At 40.8% G+C, this 18,150-nt stretch carries 16 protein-coding genes, 1 tRNA gene and 1 pseudogene; 7 read left to right on the top strand and 11 right to left on the bottom strand.

Annotation, left to right across the window (positions count from 1 at the left end; all coding sequences use genetic code 11):
- The 3 genes and pseudogenes from LC586_RS14435 to LC586_RS14430 form a co-directional block, all read right to left on the bottom strand.
- A pseudogene (locus LC586_RS14435) lies at positions 1-194 on the bottom strand (RNA-guided endonuclease TnpB family protein); the annotation flags it as partial.
- A gap of 101 nt (positions 195-295) precedes the next feature.
- Positions 296-388 carry a DUF6888 family protein gene (locus LC586_RS42625; RefSeq protein ID WP_438822901.1) on the bottom strand — a complete coding sequence of 31 codons (93 nt, stop codon included), beginning with the start codon at positions 386-388 and terminating at the stop codon, positions 296-298.
- 280 nt (positions 389-668) lie between these two features.
- Positions 669-1,037: a hypothetical protein gene (locus tag LC586_RS14430; protein WP_229485475.1), complete on the bottom strand. Its 369-nt coding sequence runs from the start codon at positions 1,035-1,037 to the stop codon at positions 669-671.
- Positions 1,038-1,211: 174 nt separating this feature from the next.
- On the opposite strand from LC586_RS14430, the gene LC586_RS14425 reads away from it, so the two are divergent.
- The 3 genes from LC586_RS14425 (at position 1,212) to LC586_RS14415 (ending at position 5,529) form a co-directional block, all read left to right on the top strand.
- Entirely contained in the window at positions 1,212-1,613 is a 402-nt protein-coding gene (locus LC586_RS14425; protein WP_229485474.1) for a hypothetical protein, read from the top strand.
- An 882-nt stretch (positions 1,614-2,495) separates the two neighbouring features.
- Positions 2,496-3,788: an ATP-binding protein gene (locus tag LC586_RS14420; protein WP_229485473.1), complete on the top strand. Its 1,293-nt coding sequence runs from the start codon at positions 2,496-2,498 to the stop codon at positions 3,786-3,788.
- The gene (locus LC586_RS14415; protein WP_229485472.1) at positions 3,778-5,529 is read left to right on the top strand and encodes a tetratricopeptide repeat protein; all 1,752 of its coding nucleotides are present in this window, start codon (positions 3,778-3,780) and stop codon (positions 5,527-5,529) included. The genes LC586_RS14420 and LC586_RS14415 overlap by 11 nt, the downstream gene beginning before the upstream one ends.
- A gap of 473 nt (positions 5,530-6,002) precedes the next feature.
- Here LC586_RS14415 and LC586_RS14410 read toward each other — a convergent pair.
- The 3 genes from LC586_RS14410 to pdhA form a co-directional block, all read right to left on the bottom strand.
- A tRNA-Lys gene (locus LC586_RS14410) sits at positions 6,003-6,074 on the bottom strand.
- A 61-nt stretch (positions 6,075-6,135) separates the two neighbouring features.
- The gene (locus tag LC586_RS14405) at positions 6,136-7,005 is read right to left on the bottom strand and encodes an aldose epimerase family protein (protein WP_229485471.1); all 870 of its coding nucleotides are present in this window, start codon (positions 7,003-7,005) and stop codon (positions 6,136-6,138) included.
- Positions 7,006-7,100: 95 nt separating this feature from the next.
- A complete protein-coding gene (gene pdhA / locus LC586_RS14400; protein WP_229485470.1) occupies positions 7,101-8,135 on the bottom strand; it encodes a pyruvate dehydrogenase (acetyl-transferring) E1 component subunit alpha in 1,035 nt (344 codons plus the stop codon).
- Between the two features lie 767 nt (positions 8,136-8,902).
- Here pdhA and LC586_RS14395 point away from each other — a divergent pair.
- On the top strand, positions 8,903-11,197 hold the full coding sequence (locus tag LC586_RS14395; RefSeq protein WP_229485469.1) for an IMS domain-containing protein: 2,295 nt from the start codon (positions 8,903-8,905) through the stop codon (positions 11,195-11,197).
- Positions 11,198-11,529: 332 nt separating this feature from the next.
- Here the strand turns inward: LC586_RS14395 and dhaL are convergent, their stop codons facing one another.
- The 5 genes from dhaL to LC586_RS14370 all read right to left on the bottom strand — a co-directional run bounded on the left by dhaL (position 11,530) and on the right by LC586_RS14370 (position 17,186).
- Entirely contained in the window at positions 11,530-12,162 is a 633-nt protein-coding gene (gene dhaL / locus LC586_RS14390) for a dihydroxyacetone kinase subunit DhaL (protein WP_229485468.1), read from the bottom strand.
- 275 nt (positions 12,163-12,437) lie between these two features.
- Positions 12,438-13,511, bottom strand: coding sequence for a dihydroxyacetone kinase subunit DhaK (dhaK, locus tag LC586_RS14385; protein WP_229485467.1), 1,074 nt, complete (start codon positions 13,509-13,511; stop codon positions 12,438-12,440).
- A 336-nt stretch (positions 13,512-13,847) separates the two neighbouring features.
- Positions 13,848-14,723, bottom strand: coding sequence for an MBL fold metallo-hydrolase (locus LC586_RS14380; RefSeq protein ID WP_229485466.1), 876 nt, complete (start codon positions 14,721-14,723; stop codon positions 13,848-13,850).
- A gap of 392 nt (positions 14,724-15,115) precedes the next feature.
- Positions 15,116-16,474: an RDD family protein gene (locus tag LC586_RS14375; protein ID WP_229485465.1), complete on the bottom strand. Its 1,359-nt coding sequence runs from the start codon at positions 16,472-16,474 to the stop codon at positions 15,116-15,118.
- 1 nt (position 16,475) lies between these two features.
- Positions 16,476-17,186, bottom strand: a complete 711-nt coding sequence (locus LC586_RS14370) for an RDD family protein (RefSeq protein ID WP_229485464.1) — start codon at positions 17,184-17,186, stop codon at positions 16,476-16,478.
- 116 nt (positions 17,187-17,302) lie between these two features.
- On the opposite strand from LC586_RS14370, the gene LC586_RS14365 reads away from it, so the two are divergent.
- The 3 genes from LC586_RS14365 to LC586_RS14355 all read left to right on the top strand — a co-directional run bounded on the left by LC586_RS14365 (position 17,303) and on the right by LC586_RS14355 (position 18,132).
- Complete coding sequence (locus LC586_RS14365) at positions 17,303-17,488, top strand: 2-oxoisovalerate dehydrogenase E1 subunit beta (protein ID WP_229485463.1); 186 nt, start codon at positions 17,303-17,305, stop codon at positions 17,486-17,488.
- Positions 17,489-17,707: 219 nt separating this feature from the next.
- Entirely contained in the window at positions 17,708-17,911 is a 204-nt protein-coding gene (locus tag LC586_RS14360) for a type II toxin-antitoxin system HicB family antitoxin (protein WP_229485462.1), read from the top strand.
- A complete protein-coding gene (locus tag LC586_RS14355; RefSeq protein ID WP_229485461.1) occupies positions 17,908-18,132 on the top strand; it encodes a type II toxin-antitoxin system HicA family toxin in 225 nt (74 codons plus the stop codon). Before LC586_RS14360 ends, LC586_RS14355 begins: the two co-directional genes overlap by 4 nt.
- Positions 18,133-18,150: the final 18 nt, after the last annotated feature.

Here is an 18,150-nt window from a genome sequence, read left to right as displayed (position 1 = left end):
TTTAACTTATCTGCAAAGGGAAACAATGCAGCTAATAACGCACAATGCCGCGATAGTTCAACCCAAGACTTAGCCTGCCCGTCAATCCACAATTTAATTGCTTTATTCCGAATAAACTGAGTTGTTCGGATTGCTTCATCAATTGCTTTGAACTGCAATACTTTGCCGTAGGTTTTGAACTCAAAAACTAACATGAATATTCCTTTCTTCCCTCACATTATGATACCATGCTCCTCATAAGATTTGAGAAAATACAAGGGGAAAGAATATAAATCCGTCCTGGAAGGACGGGGCTTTAAACCCCAATTTTTCGGTAAATAGGAGTGAATGTATTGGTCAAAGATTGACATAGTATGACACACCTGATGCCTTGTTCAGCAGTTGGCAAGATTTGTATACCTCATAACCGCATAGCTTGGAATCAGAATCAGGGCTATTTCGTTCTAGACATAAACCGCCCAGAACTAAAGTTCCGGGCTAATAGCCCAACTCCACTAAAGTGGACTAAAACCCTTTATTAGTCGTCTTTAGACGAATGAGTGCTATTAGCCTCAGAATAAATTCTGAGGCGGGCTAGATAAGAATGAAATAGCTCTGGAATCAGAATAGCAGGTAAGGGGAAAATATCAAACCATCTCAAGAGTTTGATTAGCGGCGAGTCCAAACAATCAATTCACAGATGTCACTGTTTGGTTTACTACTAGACGTGGTTTCTTGCGGTCTGACCTGCGCGTTCCACCAGCCATCTCATACTCATCACTATTTTTGCCATAGCGAGATGCAACATTCAACAGCATGTACTCAGAATAAGTATTCAACTCTCGTTCTGCTTCTATTAATGCATTGTGTGTCTTATCTACTATTGTTTGTGCTTGATTATAAGCGGCTAGCTTTTCTCGTAATTCAATGACTTTAATGTTGTAAGTAGCAATTGAAAACCCATTACTAAAGTCTAACTCAGGGTTAATTGTCTGCATTCCTTCAATCCGTCGTTCAGCTTTACTCAGTGGCATGGAGTTCCGTTTGCGTTGCTTCATATAGTTTTCCTGTTTGGATTAATTTATAAATAACCATGCTCTTAGACACTGAGTTATTTATATATCATCACAATACGCAATAAGCAGATGCACCAGCCACAGTGAAGTTACAGAATTATAAAAGCATTGGATGGCATTAGCCAACTAGATAGATGCGGGTATATTTGCTGAAATTTGTTGAGAAAAGCAGGTTTTGAAGTCACAAAAGCTGGTTTTGAAGTCGCAAAAGCAGGTTTAGAAGTCACAAAAGCTAGTTTAGAAGTCACAAAAGCTAGTTTAGAAGTCACAAAAGCTAGTTTAGAAGTCGCAAAAGCTGGTTTTGAAGTCGCAAAAGCTGGTTTTGAAGTCGCAAAAGCTGGTTTTGAAGTCGCAAAAGCTGGTTTGATGAAAGTTGTTCAAACTTTCAAACTTAACCCCCAGCCCCTTCCCTGCAAGGGAAGGGGAGCAAGAATCAAAGCCTCTCGACCTTTCGGGGCTACGGTGTACACACAAGTCGAATTACCCCCCTTAATCCCCCCGATGCATTGCTACGGTGTATACACAAGTCAAATTACCCCCCTTAATCCCCCCTTGTAAAGGCTACGGTGTACACACAAGTCTTGTCATCTTTATTAAAAAATCTCGCACTGCGTTTCTATCCCGCCTCGGAATGAATTCCGAGTCTCATAGCTGAAGTCCACGCTTTGTGGACTCAACGATCAATTTAGTCCACAAAGCGTGGACTTCAGCTATTAGCCCTGAACTTTAGTTCTGGGCGGGATGTCGGTAAGTGTGACAGTTTAACTTTGACAAAATGTGGGTAAAAAAGTTGAAACCTATGTGGACAGCACTTGTGTGTACACCGTAGCTTGTAAAGGGGGGAAACAAGAAAAGAAATCTAGTTCCCTCCCCTTTATAAGGCAATACAGTTCAGTTAAGCATTTTTTCCTTCTCTCTGTGTTCTCTGCGCCTCTGTGGTTCGTTAAAAAATTTGATTTCACAAAGGGTTTTAGCCTTAACCCAAGCGTATTGCTTTATAAGGGGAGGGTTAGGGTGGAATAAAACCCTGGTTAATCATCTATTTCAGACTTGTGTGTACACCGTAGCCATTTCGGCTAGAGGGGGATGAGACGAAGCACACTAAAAATTTATTTTTATAACTGAAAATTTTATTTTATTTATGTGTTAGGTAGCTTTCAGGATGTTATCTGTATAATCTATCATTCAGTCTGAATTATCAAATGTATAATCTATCATTCAGTCTGATTGATTATTGACCTCTGTTACTTATTGATAGGTTGAAATTTGGGAATTAGGGCATCTCTTTTTAAGACATAACATACCACTCACTTAGTAGTTATTTATTAACGGAATTTGAGAAGTTATGTAGGCATACTCTATTCTAGAGATTGCCTGAACTTGTGCTTCAAAAATCATGAGCCATTATATGAATAGTTAGCACGTTTACGGCACTATCCAATGTCTGAAGACTTATTAAACTCCTTTCAAGAAGCATACAGCAATCTCGAACTGTTTCCGTTGATGGAACGGAACGAAATGGAAAGATTTCGAGTCGAATATGGTGATGATTTGATTGCAGACCTGAACCAATTAGTGGAAGATAGTCCGAATGGAGATGGCAAAATTGTCTTTACAGGACATCGGGGATGTGGTAAGTCTACTTTGTTAGCTGAGTTTAGCCGACAAATTCAAGATAAATATTTTGTAGTTCTGTTTTCTATTGCTGACAAAATTGAAATGTCGGCTGTTAATCATATTAATATACTGTTTGCGATCGCAGTTAATTTAATGACAGAAGCAGAAGCACGCCAAGTTGATATCCCTCAATCCACTAAAGAAGCTCTTTATAAGTGGTTTGCTACCCGCACTCGCACTGAAGAATCAAATTTGCAAGCAGAAGTTAGTATCGGTTTTGACCTCTTAAAATTGATTAGCTCTAAATTAAAAGCTGATGCAAGCGTTCGAGATGAAATCAAGCAAGAGTTTGAACGCAAGTTATCAGATTTAGTTGCCAGAATTAACGAAATAGCTGCTTTAATTCAAGCTGCAACTAAACAAAACGTTTTAGTAATTATTGATGATTTAGATAAACTGGATTTAGGCAGAGTTAACGAAATTTATCGAGATAACATTAAAGCTCTTTGTCAACCTAACTTTCAAATTATATATACTATCCCGATCGCAGTACTTCGGGAAACATTTATCAGCACAATAATTGCCACTGAAACCAACGATCAAGTTGTGGCAATGCCTGTCTTAAAAATTTTTGATAAAGGTAAAAATCGCTTCCCGAATGCTCAACCTCGCCCGGAAGCAACAAAGATTCTCGGTGAAGTTTTACAAAAGCGAATTTCCAGTGACTTAATCACGGCAGAAACTGCTGAAAAAATTGTGATTTACAGTGGTGGCGTATTGCGAGAGTTAATTCGGATTTCTAAGGAATGTTGCCGCATTTGTTTGCGAATGATCCGGCGAAATCCCACAGCCGAAGTTATTATTGATGATAAAATTCTCCTTCAAGCAATCAATAAAATCCGCAATGACTTTTCTATACGTTTAGGAAAAGTTGATACAGATATTTTGCAGAGTGTTTATGAACAATTTATGCCCAATGACCCTAAACAAGCAGAGTTTTTGGATTTGCTACATGGGCTGTATGTTCTAGAATATCGCACCGATGAAACTTGGTACGATGTTCATCCCATTATTATCGAAAGCTTGAAGAGACAGGGAGCTATTAATGTTAAATGAAGAATTATTTGATCAGGGAGAAAATCAAGATGCGTATGATGATTTAATTGTTTCTATTGAAGCTCAAAAACGGGGATTAAATTTACTGATTGCAGTTTGCGATGATGCTAGCTTTCGTGATGAGATTATTGCCCAATATGAAGCTGAACTACAACCCGCTTTCCGTGCATATCGAGTGACTTTAGCACGTCAGGAACCAAGCCTAAAAGCTGCTCTTAACCAACTGCTACAACAAGAAGAATATCTTCGTCAGCAGAACCTGGCGGTGATTACTGTGACGGGTGCTGAACAACTTTATTTTCTCAGATTGGGCAATGAGCAATCGGAACAGGAGAAATTTTTTGGTTACTTACAGTGGACAAGGGAAGGATTGCGCGAGTTTCCTTTTGCGATTGTGCTTTGGGTAACTAACCAAATTTTAGTCAACCTGATTAAAAAAGCCCCTGATTTTTGGAGTTGGCGCAACGGTGTATTTCGGTTTGAATCTAAAAAGACGAATGCTATTCCTGGTAAAGAATTAGAACATATACGTTTTGTTTTTAGAGACACAGAATTAGCCAGCACAGATACTAATGAAGATAACTCCTTTTTCTTGCCCATCCAAGATTTACAAGGGTTAATTGAGAAAGTAGAACAGGAACAGGGAACTAAAGACCGCAGTTTGGCTACTTTATACTCAAGATTAGGTGATATTTACCGCAGCAGATTAGAGCGGGGTGAGTCTCAAAATTATCAAGAAGAACAAGAACTAGCAATAAAGTATTGGCGTAAGGCGATTGAGCTACAAAATGAATCAGGTTTGCAGATAGATTTAGCTACTAGCCTCGACAATTTAGCAGGAATATATCGTGCAACAGGAAACTACAGCGAAGCCGAACCATTATATCAACAAGCCTTAGAACTGAGGAAACGCCTACTAGGAGAGAACCATCCTTCTTTTGCTACTAGCCTGAATAATTTGGCGGGACTCTACAAATCTACTGGACAATATACTAAAGCGGAACTTTTATATCAAGAAGCTTTGGAACTGAGGAAACGCCTATTAGGAGAAAATCATGCCGATGTTGTCGCCAGTCTCAATAATTTGGCATTATTATATGATGAACAAGGACGTTATGAAGAAGCAGAACCTCTGTATCTGCAATCATTAGAACTCGAAAAACGTTTGGTTGGCGAAAATCATCTTTCTTTCACTTTTATACTGAATAATTTAGCGCTACTTTATTATCATCAAGGACGATATACTGAAGCTGAACCGTTGTCGCAACAAGCAATAGAGCTAGATAAGCGATTTCTGGGAGAAGATAATCCTGATGTTGCAACAGATTTGCACAATTTAGGATTGATATACCGCGCTCAAGGACGCTACGATCAAGCTGAATCTTTGTTTTTGGAATCGTTGGAACTCAAGCAACGTCTATTGCAAAAGGCGCATCCGCTTTTAGCAGATACTATCTATGCTCTTGGTTATATGTACAGAGAGCAGGGGCGTTACAATGAAGCGGAACCGTTATGTATAAAAGCCTTAGAACTTGATAAGCACCTATTGGGAGAAAATCATCCCAATGTTGCCGAAAGTCTCAATAATCTGGCAGAAATTTATCGTGAAACTGGACGTTATGATGAAGCAGAACCGCTTTATTTGCAAGCTTTAGATATTTGTGAACGAGTTTGGGGTGTTAATCATATTCGTAGTGTGGCTGTTCGTGAAAATTTAGAAAAACTTAGGAACGTGTATTAAATAAAACGCAAAACTTAATCCTGTATCTAGCTTCCCTCTCCAATATATCGGAGAGGGATTGAGGGTGAGGTAAGCCAAGGACATAAATTGTATGTTATTTAATTCTTATTCCTTATACCAATTCTGTATGAAGATGCGCTAAACCATATTTAAGTACAAGAAAAAAGAAAGAGAAACGAACCGCAAAGGACGCAAAGGACACAAAGAAAGAAAGAAAGAAAGAAAGAAGTTAAAAGGGTTTGGCGCAGCCTCACAAAGAAATGGTATTAGTGTAGCAAGGGACTTCCAAATAAAAAATACTCAAAAATTAACGAAAAAGCTCTCTCCTCCTCATTCCTCTGTGTTCTCTGTGTCTGGAGTGGTTCGTTTATTTGGGTAATTTATTTCTTGGAAGTCCCCAATGCGGGAGAATTAATAGGATAAAAATCTCACGCAGAGGCGAAGATAGTCTGACTCCCGAATTCTTTTCCAAATGGGTCGCCCGGGATTCGAACCCGGAACTAATCGGTTAAAAGCCGAGTACTCTACCGTTGAGTTAGCGACCCTTTCGCTGTATTTCGCAACTTTGCAATCATAGCATATACATCTGTAGATTTGTAAAGGGGTTTAGAAAAAATTAGCAGTCAACCTTACAGATGCTGTGTGGCTAGCTCCTGGTGCTAACACAGTCAGGTTATCACCAGTATTAAGAGAGTTACGGGTGGCACTCCACGGTTCTAGACAGTAGAACTCTTTGCCTTTGACTGTCCAAAATACCAGGTAGGTAGAGAAATCATCATAATCCAAAGTGAGTTTTAACTTCCGGCTGCCATCTATGGCAGTGGCCGATTGACTCGTTAGCTGTCCAAAGGCAAAATCAATTTCATCACGGCTAAAGTCAAGATTGCCGTCAAAAGAGTGGATTTCCTTAGTTTGATTGTCTTGATAGTGCTTAGAGGGAATTTCCAGCTCTAGCTGAGTTTTATCACCACACAGAAAGTAGGGATGGAAACCAGCCGAAAAAGGCATTGGGGTGGATGACAAGTTTTTATACTGCTGGCGAACTTCTAGGGTATTACCCTGAAGTTCGTAGGTGAAAGCCAGCTGAAAATCAAAAGGATAAACTGCCTTAGTTTGCTCATTGCTATCAAGAACGACAGTGAGACTAGCTTTATCTCCAGTTTTCTGTTCTGTTGCTTTCCACGGCAATTCCCGGGCAAAACCGTGTTGTTTGAGAGTATATTGTTGCCCGTTGTGAGTGTAGGTATTATCTGGTAGATTGCCACAAATAGGAAACAAAATAGGATTCCCACCTCTGACACTCAACTCAGGATGAGTAAAGCGTTCAGTGTCCAGGTAGAAAATTTCTTGCCCTTGAATGCGCCAACGGGTAATGATACCACCGCGTTCTGGTACGACTTCTAATTGAGAACCAGCGCCTTCGTCGGAAAGAATATAGGTCTTGTACTGTTGCTGTTGAACTGCAATGCTAAACACAAATTTTAGTCCTGGGTATAGGGATAGTTAGGAGTTAGAAATTGTAAGTTAGAAGTTAACAATTCCTAACTCCTAACTCCTAACTCCTAACTTTGTTACTCGTCTTCTGCAAACACGAAACGATATAACTCGCTAGGGTCTGGTTCGGGGCTGCTTTCGGCGAATTTAACTGCTTCGTCGATTACATCCTGAATTTTACAATCAATTGCTTTGATTTCTCCCTCATCCGCCAGGTTTTGCTCCAGCAAATAAGCTGCCAACTTCTTAATTGGGTCACGGGCGAACCAAAATTCTTTCTCCGCTTTGCTTCGCATTTCATCTGGGTCTGCCAAGGAGTGACCCCGGAAGCGGTAGGTAAGCGCCTCAATTAATGTTGGGCCTTCACCTGCGCGGGCACGGGCTACAGCTTCTTGAGCCACGGCTCGGACTGCTAGTACATCCATGCCATCTACTTCCACGCCCACCATGTTAAATACACTGGCTTTTTTATAAATCTCTGGCTGGGAGGTGGCTCGTTCGTGAGACATACCAATGGCCCACTTATTATTTTCGACTACAAAAAGAATTGGCAGTTTCCATAAGGCTGCCATATTTAGCGTCTCGAAAAACTGACCGTTGTTAGCTGCACCGTCGCCAAAAAAGCAAGCTGTCACTTGGTCAGCATTTTTATCTCCCAGCACTTCGCGGCGGTATTTGCTTTGAAAAGCCGCTCCAGCTGCTACAGGAATTCCCTCAGCCACAAAAGCATAGCCACCTAGCAAGCGATGTTTGGCAGAAAACATGTGCATGGAACCACCGCGTCCTTTGCTGCAACCTGTGGCTTTGCCAAATAATTCTGCCATTACCTCTTTTGCTGGTACACCGGCACTGAGAGCATGAACGTGGTCGCGGTAAGTACTACAAACGTAATCTTCACCCGGTCGCATTGACTGCACAACACCACTGCAAACGGCTTCTTGACCGTTGTACAAATGGACAAAACCAAACATTTTGCCCCTGTAATACATTTCAGCGCACTTGTCTTCAAACAAGCGCCCTAACACCATGTCCTCATACAACCGTAACCCTTCTTCTTTAGTAATGTGCGTAGTAGCAGGATTAAAAGTGGGTAAAGTACGCTCTTGAACCATTATTTTTGAGTATCCCTGTTGTACAAGTTAAAGTTACGGTCTTAAATAAGTTGGTCTGATAACACCTCAGCTTTTAACAGGCTAGCGTTTGCAAGACTCAACAATCAAACTTTATTTATGCACCAAAAAAGGGTCTTAGGGAATAGGTGAATTTTTAATTTTTGATTTTTAACTTTTCAGCCCATACCCTGTGAGGATTTGACTCTAACGGCAACATCTGCCGCTTTGGGTTTTTCTCTCTCACTAATTCCCCTTTATAGGCTAGCAATCAAGATAGACTGCTTTCTGCATATCCATTAACAATTTAAAAAAAAGGAGGCAAAAATCTATATACCCAAATAGGTAATTGTAATTAAAGGTAAATTATGATATTATTTTTTCTCAAGTTATCAGGCCCAACTCGCAATAGTGGTATTTTTGTTACCTCGTAGTGGGGAAAGTCCCAAAAAAATCAATCATCAATAGATTCTTGCAACCACAACAATTATGCCGTGATTAAAAGCGGTAGTTGTGGTTTGTGCTATCGAAGGCTGATAATAGTTGTGTTAAACAAAAATACTAAAAATTAAGACAAACAATTGAGGCTTTCTAGGCGAAAGCAAAAAATTAGTACTAGAATGTGACTCAAAATTTCGGGAAGGTACAAAACAAGTTGTTGCAAAATACACTTGTAGAGTAAATTCTATACGGCATTGTTATGGCACGGTTTTACAGGCCTGGAACGCTCTAGGTGAATTATGTTGATCACGGTGCAGGGGAAGTAGGCTGTGCGAATTCCGCTAGATTACTACCGAATTTTAGGACTACCGTTGGCGGCAAGTGATGAACAATTGCGGCAGGCATACAGCGATCGCATTGTACAATTGCCTCGACGTGAGTATTCTCAGGCAGCAATTTCTTCTCGTAAACAACTCATAGAAGAAGCTTACGTGGTTTTATCAGATCCAAAACAACGCAGTACCTACGATCATCTGTATCTTGCCCACGCCTATGACCCTGATAACCTTGCTGCTGCCGCAGTAGCAAAGGAAAATCGTCCCGAAAGCACCAAAAGGGGTATTGATACCCAGAGTCTGGGCATCGAAATTAGCCAAGACGAATTAGTTGGCGCTTTATTAATTTTGCAAGAGTTGGGCGAATACGAGCTTGTATTGAAACTAGGTCGTCCATACCTGATAAATAAAAATGGTGCTAAAAGTGTAAGAAAAAGTAATAATTTAGCAGACGAAGAAATATACCAAAGCGCTGAACATCCAGATGTTGTTCTCACTGTTGCCCTTGCTTGTCTAGAATTAGGTCGTGAACAGTGGCAGCAAGGTCACTACGAAAATGCCGCCATATCCCTAGAAACTGGTCAAGAACTGCTAGTACGCGAAGGGTTGTTCGTAAGCGTTCAGGCAGAAATTCAGGCGGATCTTTACAAATTGCGACCATATCGAATTTTGGAGTTGTTGGCACTACCTCAAGAAAAGACTGCCGAACGACACCAAGGTTTAGAATTATTGCAAAACCTCTTAGAAGATCGTGGTGGCATTGATGGCACGAACAATGATGAATCTGGTTTAAATATAGATGACTTTCTGCGATTTATCCAGCAGTTACGCAACCACTTAACAGTTGCAGAACAGCACAAGTTCTTTGAAGCCCAAAGCAAACGTCCTTCTGCTGTTGCCACTTACTTAGCTGTTTATGCCTTGATAGCACGCGGATTTGCTCAACGGCAACCTGCTTTAATTCGTCAAGCAAGGCAAATGCTCATCCGTCTGGGCAAGCGCCAAGATGTACATTTAGAACAGTCGCTATGTGCATTACTCTTGGGACAAACTGAAGAAGCAACTCGTGTTTTAGAACTTAGTCAGGAGTACGAAGCTTTAGCTTTTATTCGGGAAAAATCTCAAGACTCTCCAGATTTGTTACCGGGGCTGTGTCTCTATGCAGAACAGTGGTTACAACACGAAGTATTTCCCCATTTTCGAGATTTAGCAAACCAGCAAGCTTTTCTAAAAGATTACTTTGCTAACCAACAGGTGCAAGCTTATTTAGAAGCACTGCCAACGGATGCAGAAACAACTAATGAATGGGCTGTAATTAATCCCCAATATTTTCCCCAGCCGAAGACAAAGAATTCTCCTTTCCCTAACAATTCAGCTAGGACTCCAGGGCAATTTAATCACAGCAGAACACCTGAGGTAGATTTGCCAGAAACACCCGAATATTCAAATTTATCACCACCAATATGGAATTCATCTGAGAGTGTAAAATCAGAGGTTCCTGCTGCCGAACGGATGAGCAGAGGCACTAATCAGCATTTAAATAATGGTTCAGGTAAGACTGCTGCACCCGGCCATAACCAAAAGCGCCGACGGAGAAAACCTACTCCATCTGCTAGCCGAGAGCGTATACCAGATAATCGTCCTCATTCTCGTCGTCCCCGACGGCGGCGAACTTTTGCTAACACCATAGAAGGGAAAACACGGCTGGTATGGAGAGTGTTTATTTCTTTGGTGAGTCTATTAGTTCTCTGGGTGGTAGCCACAACAACTTTTGGATGGTTAAAAAATCTCTTTTTTCCTACATCAACTGTGCGTGGTTCAGAGTTGTTTATCCAGATAAATCAACCACCAATATCTATTCCTGATCCAAATAGTAAACCAGAATTAGCAGAAGGCCCTCTAACAAATGCAACAGCAGAGGAAGTTATTCGGACTTGGTTATTAACCAAAGCTGAAGCTTTCGGGCCGAATCATGAAATTAATAATTTAGAGCAGATTTTAACTGGTTCAGTTTTGTCTCAATCGCGGCAGACTGCTCAAAAGTATAAGTTAGAAAACCAATACTACAAGTACGACCATAGTCTGAAGATAGACTCTGTAGAGGAAAGTGATTTATTTGCAGATCGTGCCGTAGTCAATGCTACGGTTAAGGAAGCAAAGCAGTTATATGAAAATGGTCAGCTTCAAAAGTCTTCTAACGAGGATTTGCGAGTTGAATATGATTTGATTCGAGAACGAGGTAAATGGCGCATCCAGAGTATATCTGCTGTCAATCAGATAATTAGATAAGTTTGAATAAGATTTACTATACTCTTCCTCGAAATCAATTGCAGCTTTTAGATGACCTTTTCGATAGTCTTGAAAATGGTTCTGCTTTGATGACTAATATCATGTCCGCTTAATTGCCTATTAAACCCGAAGAACCCCACCCCGACAATCGTCGCTTTGTCTCCCCTCCTGTTTGCGGGGAGGGGTTGGGGGTGGGGTGTAATGACTGTGGTTAGCATAACCAATTATGCGGACATGATATAACCTTAAACAAGGAGATTTAACTATTGAAACTTCAGTAGCTTTGAGTTGGAATAATTTAAAGCTTCAAAATCTGCTTCAACTTCTGAATCTCAAATAGTTTCCAATACACCTAACAAACTCTTCAACATCAAATAAGCAGAAGTCCCTCCCGGATCTGGATGTCCGATACTCCGTTCCCCCAGGTAGCTAGCCCGTCCCTTTCTCGCCTGCATTGGTATAGTTTCTTGCAACCCTTTTTGGGCTGCTGCTACAGCCTGTTGCAAAGCTTCTAGCGTTCCCTTACTTTCTCCTACAGCTTGCCCAAAAGCGTCTACAGCCGGAGATAACACATCCACCATTGTTTTGTCTCCTAGCTGCGCTTTGCCACGTTGCAGTACGCCGTCTAAGCCTGCTTGGAGTAGCCCTAACACATCTTGTTCTGTTAATTCTTGCTTACCAACTACTGCTGTACTGGCTCGTAAAAACCAAGTGCCATAAAGAGGGCCACTAGCACCGCCAATGGAAGAAATCAAGGTCATACTGACAGTTTTGAGAATGTTGCTGATGTCCTTGTCTGTAAGAGTTGGTAACTGAACGCTTACCTTTTTGAAGCCGCGATCCATATTGATACCGTGGTCAGCATCTCCGATCGCAGCATCTAATTCTGTCAAATATGCTTTATTCTGCTCTATCTCAGTTGCAAAAGCCTGCAACCATTGTAATATCTGCGGCTGACTCAACATAATTCGTAATTCGTAATGACGCTCGTTCCTCGCTACCGCTACGCTAACGTAATTCGTAATTTTAGGGTTTAAGTTTTCCTCATCTATACAGAGAGCATCCCAATGTAAGTAAATTTTTCAAGATGATAGATTGTCATCACGTTCACAATGACAGCCTATGCTTTTAGACATTTGGGATGCTCTCTCTATACATGGCTTTGTTTGGTGTAGTTATCTAAATATACAGTCTGAAACTATCTTTAATTACGAATTACGAATTACAAATTACGAATTAGTTAAATTCCCCAGCGCCAACTTGGTGTTTTTACTGGTGCATCCCATAGGCGGATCATCTCATCATCTAATTTCAGCAGGGTAATGGAGCAACCTTGCATTTCTAGAGATGTAATGTAAGGGCCTATCAAGTTTCGCACAATTTGCAATCCTTGCTGTTCGCAGATTTGGGCGAGTTTGCGGTAAACAATATACAGTTCAGAAACCGGAGTTCCACCCATACTATTGACGAAAGCTAATAAGCGATCGCCTTTGGCAAATGGGAGATTTGTTAGTTCTACATCTTCCCATTCTCCTTTTTCTTCATCCCACTCGCGCAGTGTGCGGCTGTATGGTGCATCTTCAATGAGCGATCGCGTCAAAATTTCGGTAATCTCATCTACTGCTTTGATATCTGTACGTTCTATTCCTGGTTCACCGTGAATACCAATACCTAATTCGATTTGGCGATCGCTCAATTCAAATGTCGGTGTTCCATTAGCGGGGACTGTACAAGATGTTAGAGCAATTCCCATACTCCGCCCATTCAAATTTACTCTGCGACATAAATTTGCTATTTGTGGCAAATCATACCCAGCCTCAGCCGCCGCACCACAAATTTTTTCCGCCAGTATTGTTGTTCCCACACCCCGCCGTCCTTGGGTATAGAGACTATCTTTCACTGCTACATCGTCATCAATCAAAATATTTAGCGATCGAATGCCTTCACTACGGGCTAACTCCGTTGCCATCTCAAAGTTCATGACATCGCCACTGTAATTTTTGACGATATAAAGGATACCTGAGCCTCCATCTACTTGCTTGGCTGCTTCTAGCATTTGGTCAGGAGTAGGTGAAGTGAAAACCTCACCAGGACAAGCTGCATCAAGCATTCCTCTGCCCACAAAGCCAGCGTGCATTGGTTCATGTCCACTGCCACCACCAGAAATAATTGCTACTTTCCCCTGTATAGGTGCATCGGCTCGATAGACAAAAGCGGGATCATAATTCAGTTTAATTAAATCGCAATGAGCCGCCGCCATACCTTCTAGACTTTCCCGCACAAAGTCTTCCGGCTTGTTGATCAGCTTTTTCATAATCCGTGTTTGGTTAAAAGGGTGCTAAAACTCAGGTTATAGCGATCGCTGGTTTGTATGCAATAAAGTTTGACCTCTCTAAATCTCTCTACTAAAAAGCTACGGTGTACACACAAGCCCACAGCCATATCTTTATTAATAAATCTCTCACTGCGTTTCTATCCCGCCTCGGAATGAATTCCGAGTCTCATAGCTGAAGTCCACGCTTAGTGGACTAAATGATCAATTCAGTCCACGCTTAGTGGACTTTCGCTATCAGCCCGGAACTTCAGTTCTGGGCGGGATGTCGGTGAGTGTGACAGTTTCACTTTGACCTGAATTGTCAGTTATTTAACGTCAATTCAAAGATTCCATCAACTCAATACACTTGTGCATCTGCTGGCGCATGGTTTCCTTATCAGCATGAAACCTTCGCCCATGACCTGGTAGCACCCACTCAAAAGAGTAATTAGCCAAATTACGCATTGATTTAGTCTGTTTTGACCAAGAATACCAGCAAGCACCGTGGAATGCAGTCAGTTGGTGCAAACTTTCTGACCAAGCGAGATGGTCGCCAGTGAACAGAAACTTATTTTTATAAAGTAGGACAGTTTGTCCTTTAGTGTGACCGGGAACTGGGATAATTAATAAATCTGGAGTCAAAGTAAATGCTTCAGAACCAGTTAGCTGTATTTCTACATTGCGAGTATCGGCAGTAATATCATCGGTATGGAGAATGCGATCGCACTGAAAATGCTCGGCAAACTTTTGATGATCTGCCACATCATCTTTATGAGTTAGGTACATATAACGAATTGGCCCCAGTTCTTCTAAACGCTTGACTAAAGGCGGCGTAAACCGGGGAGAATCCACCAAAATGTTACCTTCTGGAAGTTGAATTAAATAGCTAGCAGCACCGTAAGATTTTTCAGAATGATAGCCGCAGTGGTAAACATTTTCCGCTACTAATATTGGAAACTGTTGTTGAGCAACTTTGATATCTTTTGGTTTCTCAACTGTGCCAATAGAACTGGTAGGACAAGCTAAAAGTGCTTCAAGCGCTGCTAATCTTTCCGCCTCATTGGTTGGTTGATGATAAACAGCCGATTGGTCATCAACATCATAAAATACTTCAGGAGCCATCCAGCGACAGGTATCACAATCAATACAGGTAGTATCTACATAAAAATCGCCGTTGACATTTTGGGGACGACGCTGATTTAAATGAGCCATATTAATCCTTTTGCTTCCAGGCGCTTCCTGGGGAGCGATAAACCTTATATCACTACGCTAGCAAATCAGAATTCAGAATTCAGGAGTCAGAAGTCAGAATTCAGAATTCAGACTCAGAATGAATGTGTCAACTGATATCATGTCCGCTTAATTACCCATAATAAAATCACCTCACCCGCCTTACGGCACCCTCCCCAAGGCATCGGGGAGGGTTGGGGAGGGGTAAAACGAGAATTATGGTTATTTTGCCGGACATGATATGACTGATAAATAACTGGGTTTTCAGACACATTTTATTAAATATTTTCAATCAATAATTGGATATTTTTTATTTGTCAGTCCCTTACCTCTTGATAATTCTGAATTCTGAATTTTGAATTCTGAATTTTCCTTCAAGGTTGCTCTGGTGGAACACAACATCCTGCTGTAACGCTCAAAGAATTATTCTGACCGTTTCGGTCAATTTCAAAGTTTAAAGTAGAATCAAGAAGTGAAGATTTAATAAGCTCTTGTACCTCACTAACACGGTTAACTTGTTTTCCATCGATACTCAGAATAATATCTCCTGGTTGCAGACCAGCCTTTTGGGCGTTGGAATTATTTTCTACTGCTTGAACTCGAACTTCTGAATTGAGTTCAGCCATCTCAATGCCAATAGAAGAATATCCCAGAAATTTTCTTTCAACTGGAGATTCCACTACATTATTGTTGCTATGTCTCGAATAGTTGCGGAATATCTCTCCATTTACTCCTCTTGCAATGATAAAATTATCAGGTGCATAGGTAGGGCTAGTCTGATTCGTATCAACATCAATAGGATTTTCTCCCAAGAGAACTAAACCCTTGGCAGACGAACAAAGTTTCATATTTTGCCTGATAGTTTCAGTACCACCTTGGTCATTAGGCAACTGAACTACCATAATTCCTGAAGAGTCTTTCATTGAGAGATATCCCACATGTTGAATGACTCCACCAGCAAACTCTAATTTCCAATTGCCGTTTATATCTGTGTTAGCTTCAGTCAGTTCTAATCCAAAAATGTTATTAGTTTTTGAAGCACAATCGCTAGATGTGATATTAGTGGGTGTTGGAGAAGAGCTAGGGGTAATTGTAGAATCGAGATCAGGGGGTGGTGTTATTGCTTTGTCGCCTCCAGGAATTTGTGCTATGACTCTTCCCGCTAAAATTGCTGCTATTGCTAATCCAATGAGAGGTTTCCAGGGAATAGTTACAGATTGACCGCTACCATTAACAACTAAGCATCTGGCAATAATATCATGCAGAGCTTGTTTTTGTGGTGTGAATGCCGCCATCAGGTAGCCAATAAACAGGATAAGTAATCCAATAATAAATAGTAATCCAGCTAAAACTAAATAAGGAGAATTTTGATTTTCTGTACTTGCTGCCATGACTGCTATTAAGCCAGCAACTATCCAAATGAGAACAAAAAATGATTTACTAAAATATCTAGCTGTAGCTCTAGCAAAGGATATTTTATTCCCATCAATATCTGTAACAATAATTCCTAGTAATCTTTTGCCAAATGTCCCCTGAATTAAAGAGCTTTCCATAGACGCAAAGTAAGCCCAGGCAAAGAGTGTTGTAAAAACATAGTACAGAATTGCTTTTGGGTTATCTATTTGGCTGAGTGCTTGTCCAAAAGCGATGAAAAACAACAATTGTAGTAAAATTCCATCACTGAAAATTGCAACAAATCTCTTGCCAAAACTTGCATAGCGGCTTGTAGACATATCACCGTTTCCTAATAACTAACGAACCTGATGCCATATCATGAATTGTTTGTTTTTTACTGGTAAAGCCAGCCATGAAAAATCCAATAAAAATAGTTAGATATGAAAGTAATTTACAAAAATATCTTTTAGCAGATTGTTCAAAAGTTAAACGATTTCCATCGTTGTCTGTCACGGCAATTCCCAGGATAATTTTACCTAGTGTTCCTTGGGTTGGTGAACTTTCCATTACCGTAGAATATACAAAGCCAAGAATGATGTAATATGCTAACAAACGTCCCCAAAATTCATCATTATTAGCCGCTCCATTGGTAATAAAATCAAAGCTAAAACTAGCGATAATTAAAATTGTTTTATCAATAATATCTGCAACAAATCTTGTAAAAAAACCAGCATATTGTATTGGTTCTGGAGTAGGGGTAGGAGTTGATGTTGGAGTTGGGGTTGGTATTGGAGTTGGTGTTGGGGTTGGTGTTGGTGTTGGTGTTGGATTTATGATCACTGTGCCTGTGAGAGAACGTACAGACTCCAGTGCTTCTGTTGCAGACTTGTAGCGATTTTTGGGGAAGTAGCGTATCATCGTGTCTAAAAGATTAGCTAGATTATCGCTAATTGGTATTTGCGATCGCACGAGAGGGCGTCTAAACAATTGCTGGAAAGAAGATTCTGAACTACTATTTAGTAGAAATTCCCCAGAAGGAGCATTTACCACTTTCTGGGATGGAGAGGGAAGAAGTTGATTTTTAGTTATTCTGGCGCTTGGGGGATTTTTTCTGTCTTGTCAGGTCTTGTAGATTGTAAAATTTAGTAGTTATGGAAAGATTAGCTATGACTGAAATTGTATTTATCGTTGAAGATGATCCAGATGGTGGTTATACAGCAGTAGCTCTAACCGAGTCAATTTTTACTCAGGCTGAGGATATAGAAACACTACGGGAAATGATTTGTGATGCTGTTCACTGCCATTTTCCTAATGAAGAAAATCGTCCGCGAAGAATCTTACTTAAAGAATAAGGTATTAAAAATTTTCAGTTTTGGATTTTAAGTTTTATAGATGCGACGCCGATAGCGAACGCGAGTGCGTCTCCAAGAGTTGCGGTAGCGAGTCAGACGCTCCTGCGTCGCTCTAAGCGAAGCCATGCCGAAGGCTTTACGCTGCGCTATCGAGCGTCATAGCCCGTCGTAGACATCGCTGTTCCTAATTTACAATAATTACATCCCAGAGGATTAGCTATGAAATGGCGCGTGATTCTTGAATCAGACCTAGAAACAGGCGATTGGGCTGTATGGTGTCCAGAATTACCTGGCTGTACTTCAGCAGGAGAAACTGAAGAAGAAGCTTTGGAAAATATTAAAGAAGCAATTCAATTGTATTTACAGCCGGAATCAATTGAGTTAGCCCCTGGTGCGATCGCACGAGAGATTATTGTCTCATGAGCGACCGTATCCGGCGCATGACATCTAGAGAAGTTGAAACTATCCTGAGACAATATGGATTTCAATTGATTTCTCAAAAAGGTAGCCACCGCAAATGGAGAAGTGAAGACCTGGGACTACAAGTAATTGTCCCTGAACATCGAGGGCGCACTTTACCTATCGGTACATTACGGAGTATCTTTCAAGGGGCGAAAATTCCTGAGTCTGAATGGAAATGTTGATATGCGATCGCGCCCTTT

Source organism: Nostoc favosum CHAB5714, assembly GCF_020829495.1.
Lineage (GTDB): Bacteria > Cyanobacteriota > Cyanobacteriia > Cyanobacteriales > Nostocaceae > Nostoc > Nostoc favosum.
This window is presented reverse-complemented; position numbering and strand designations above follow the sequence as displayed.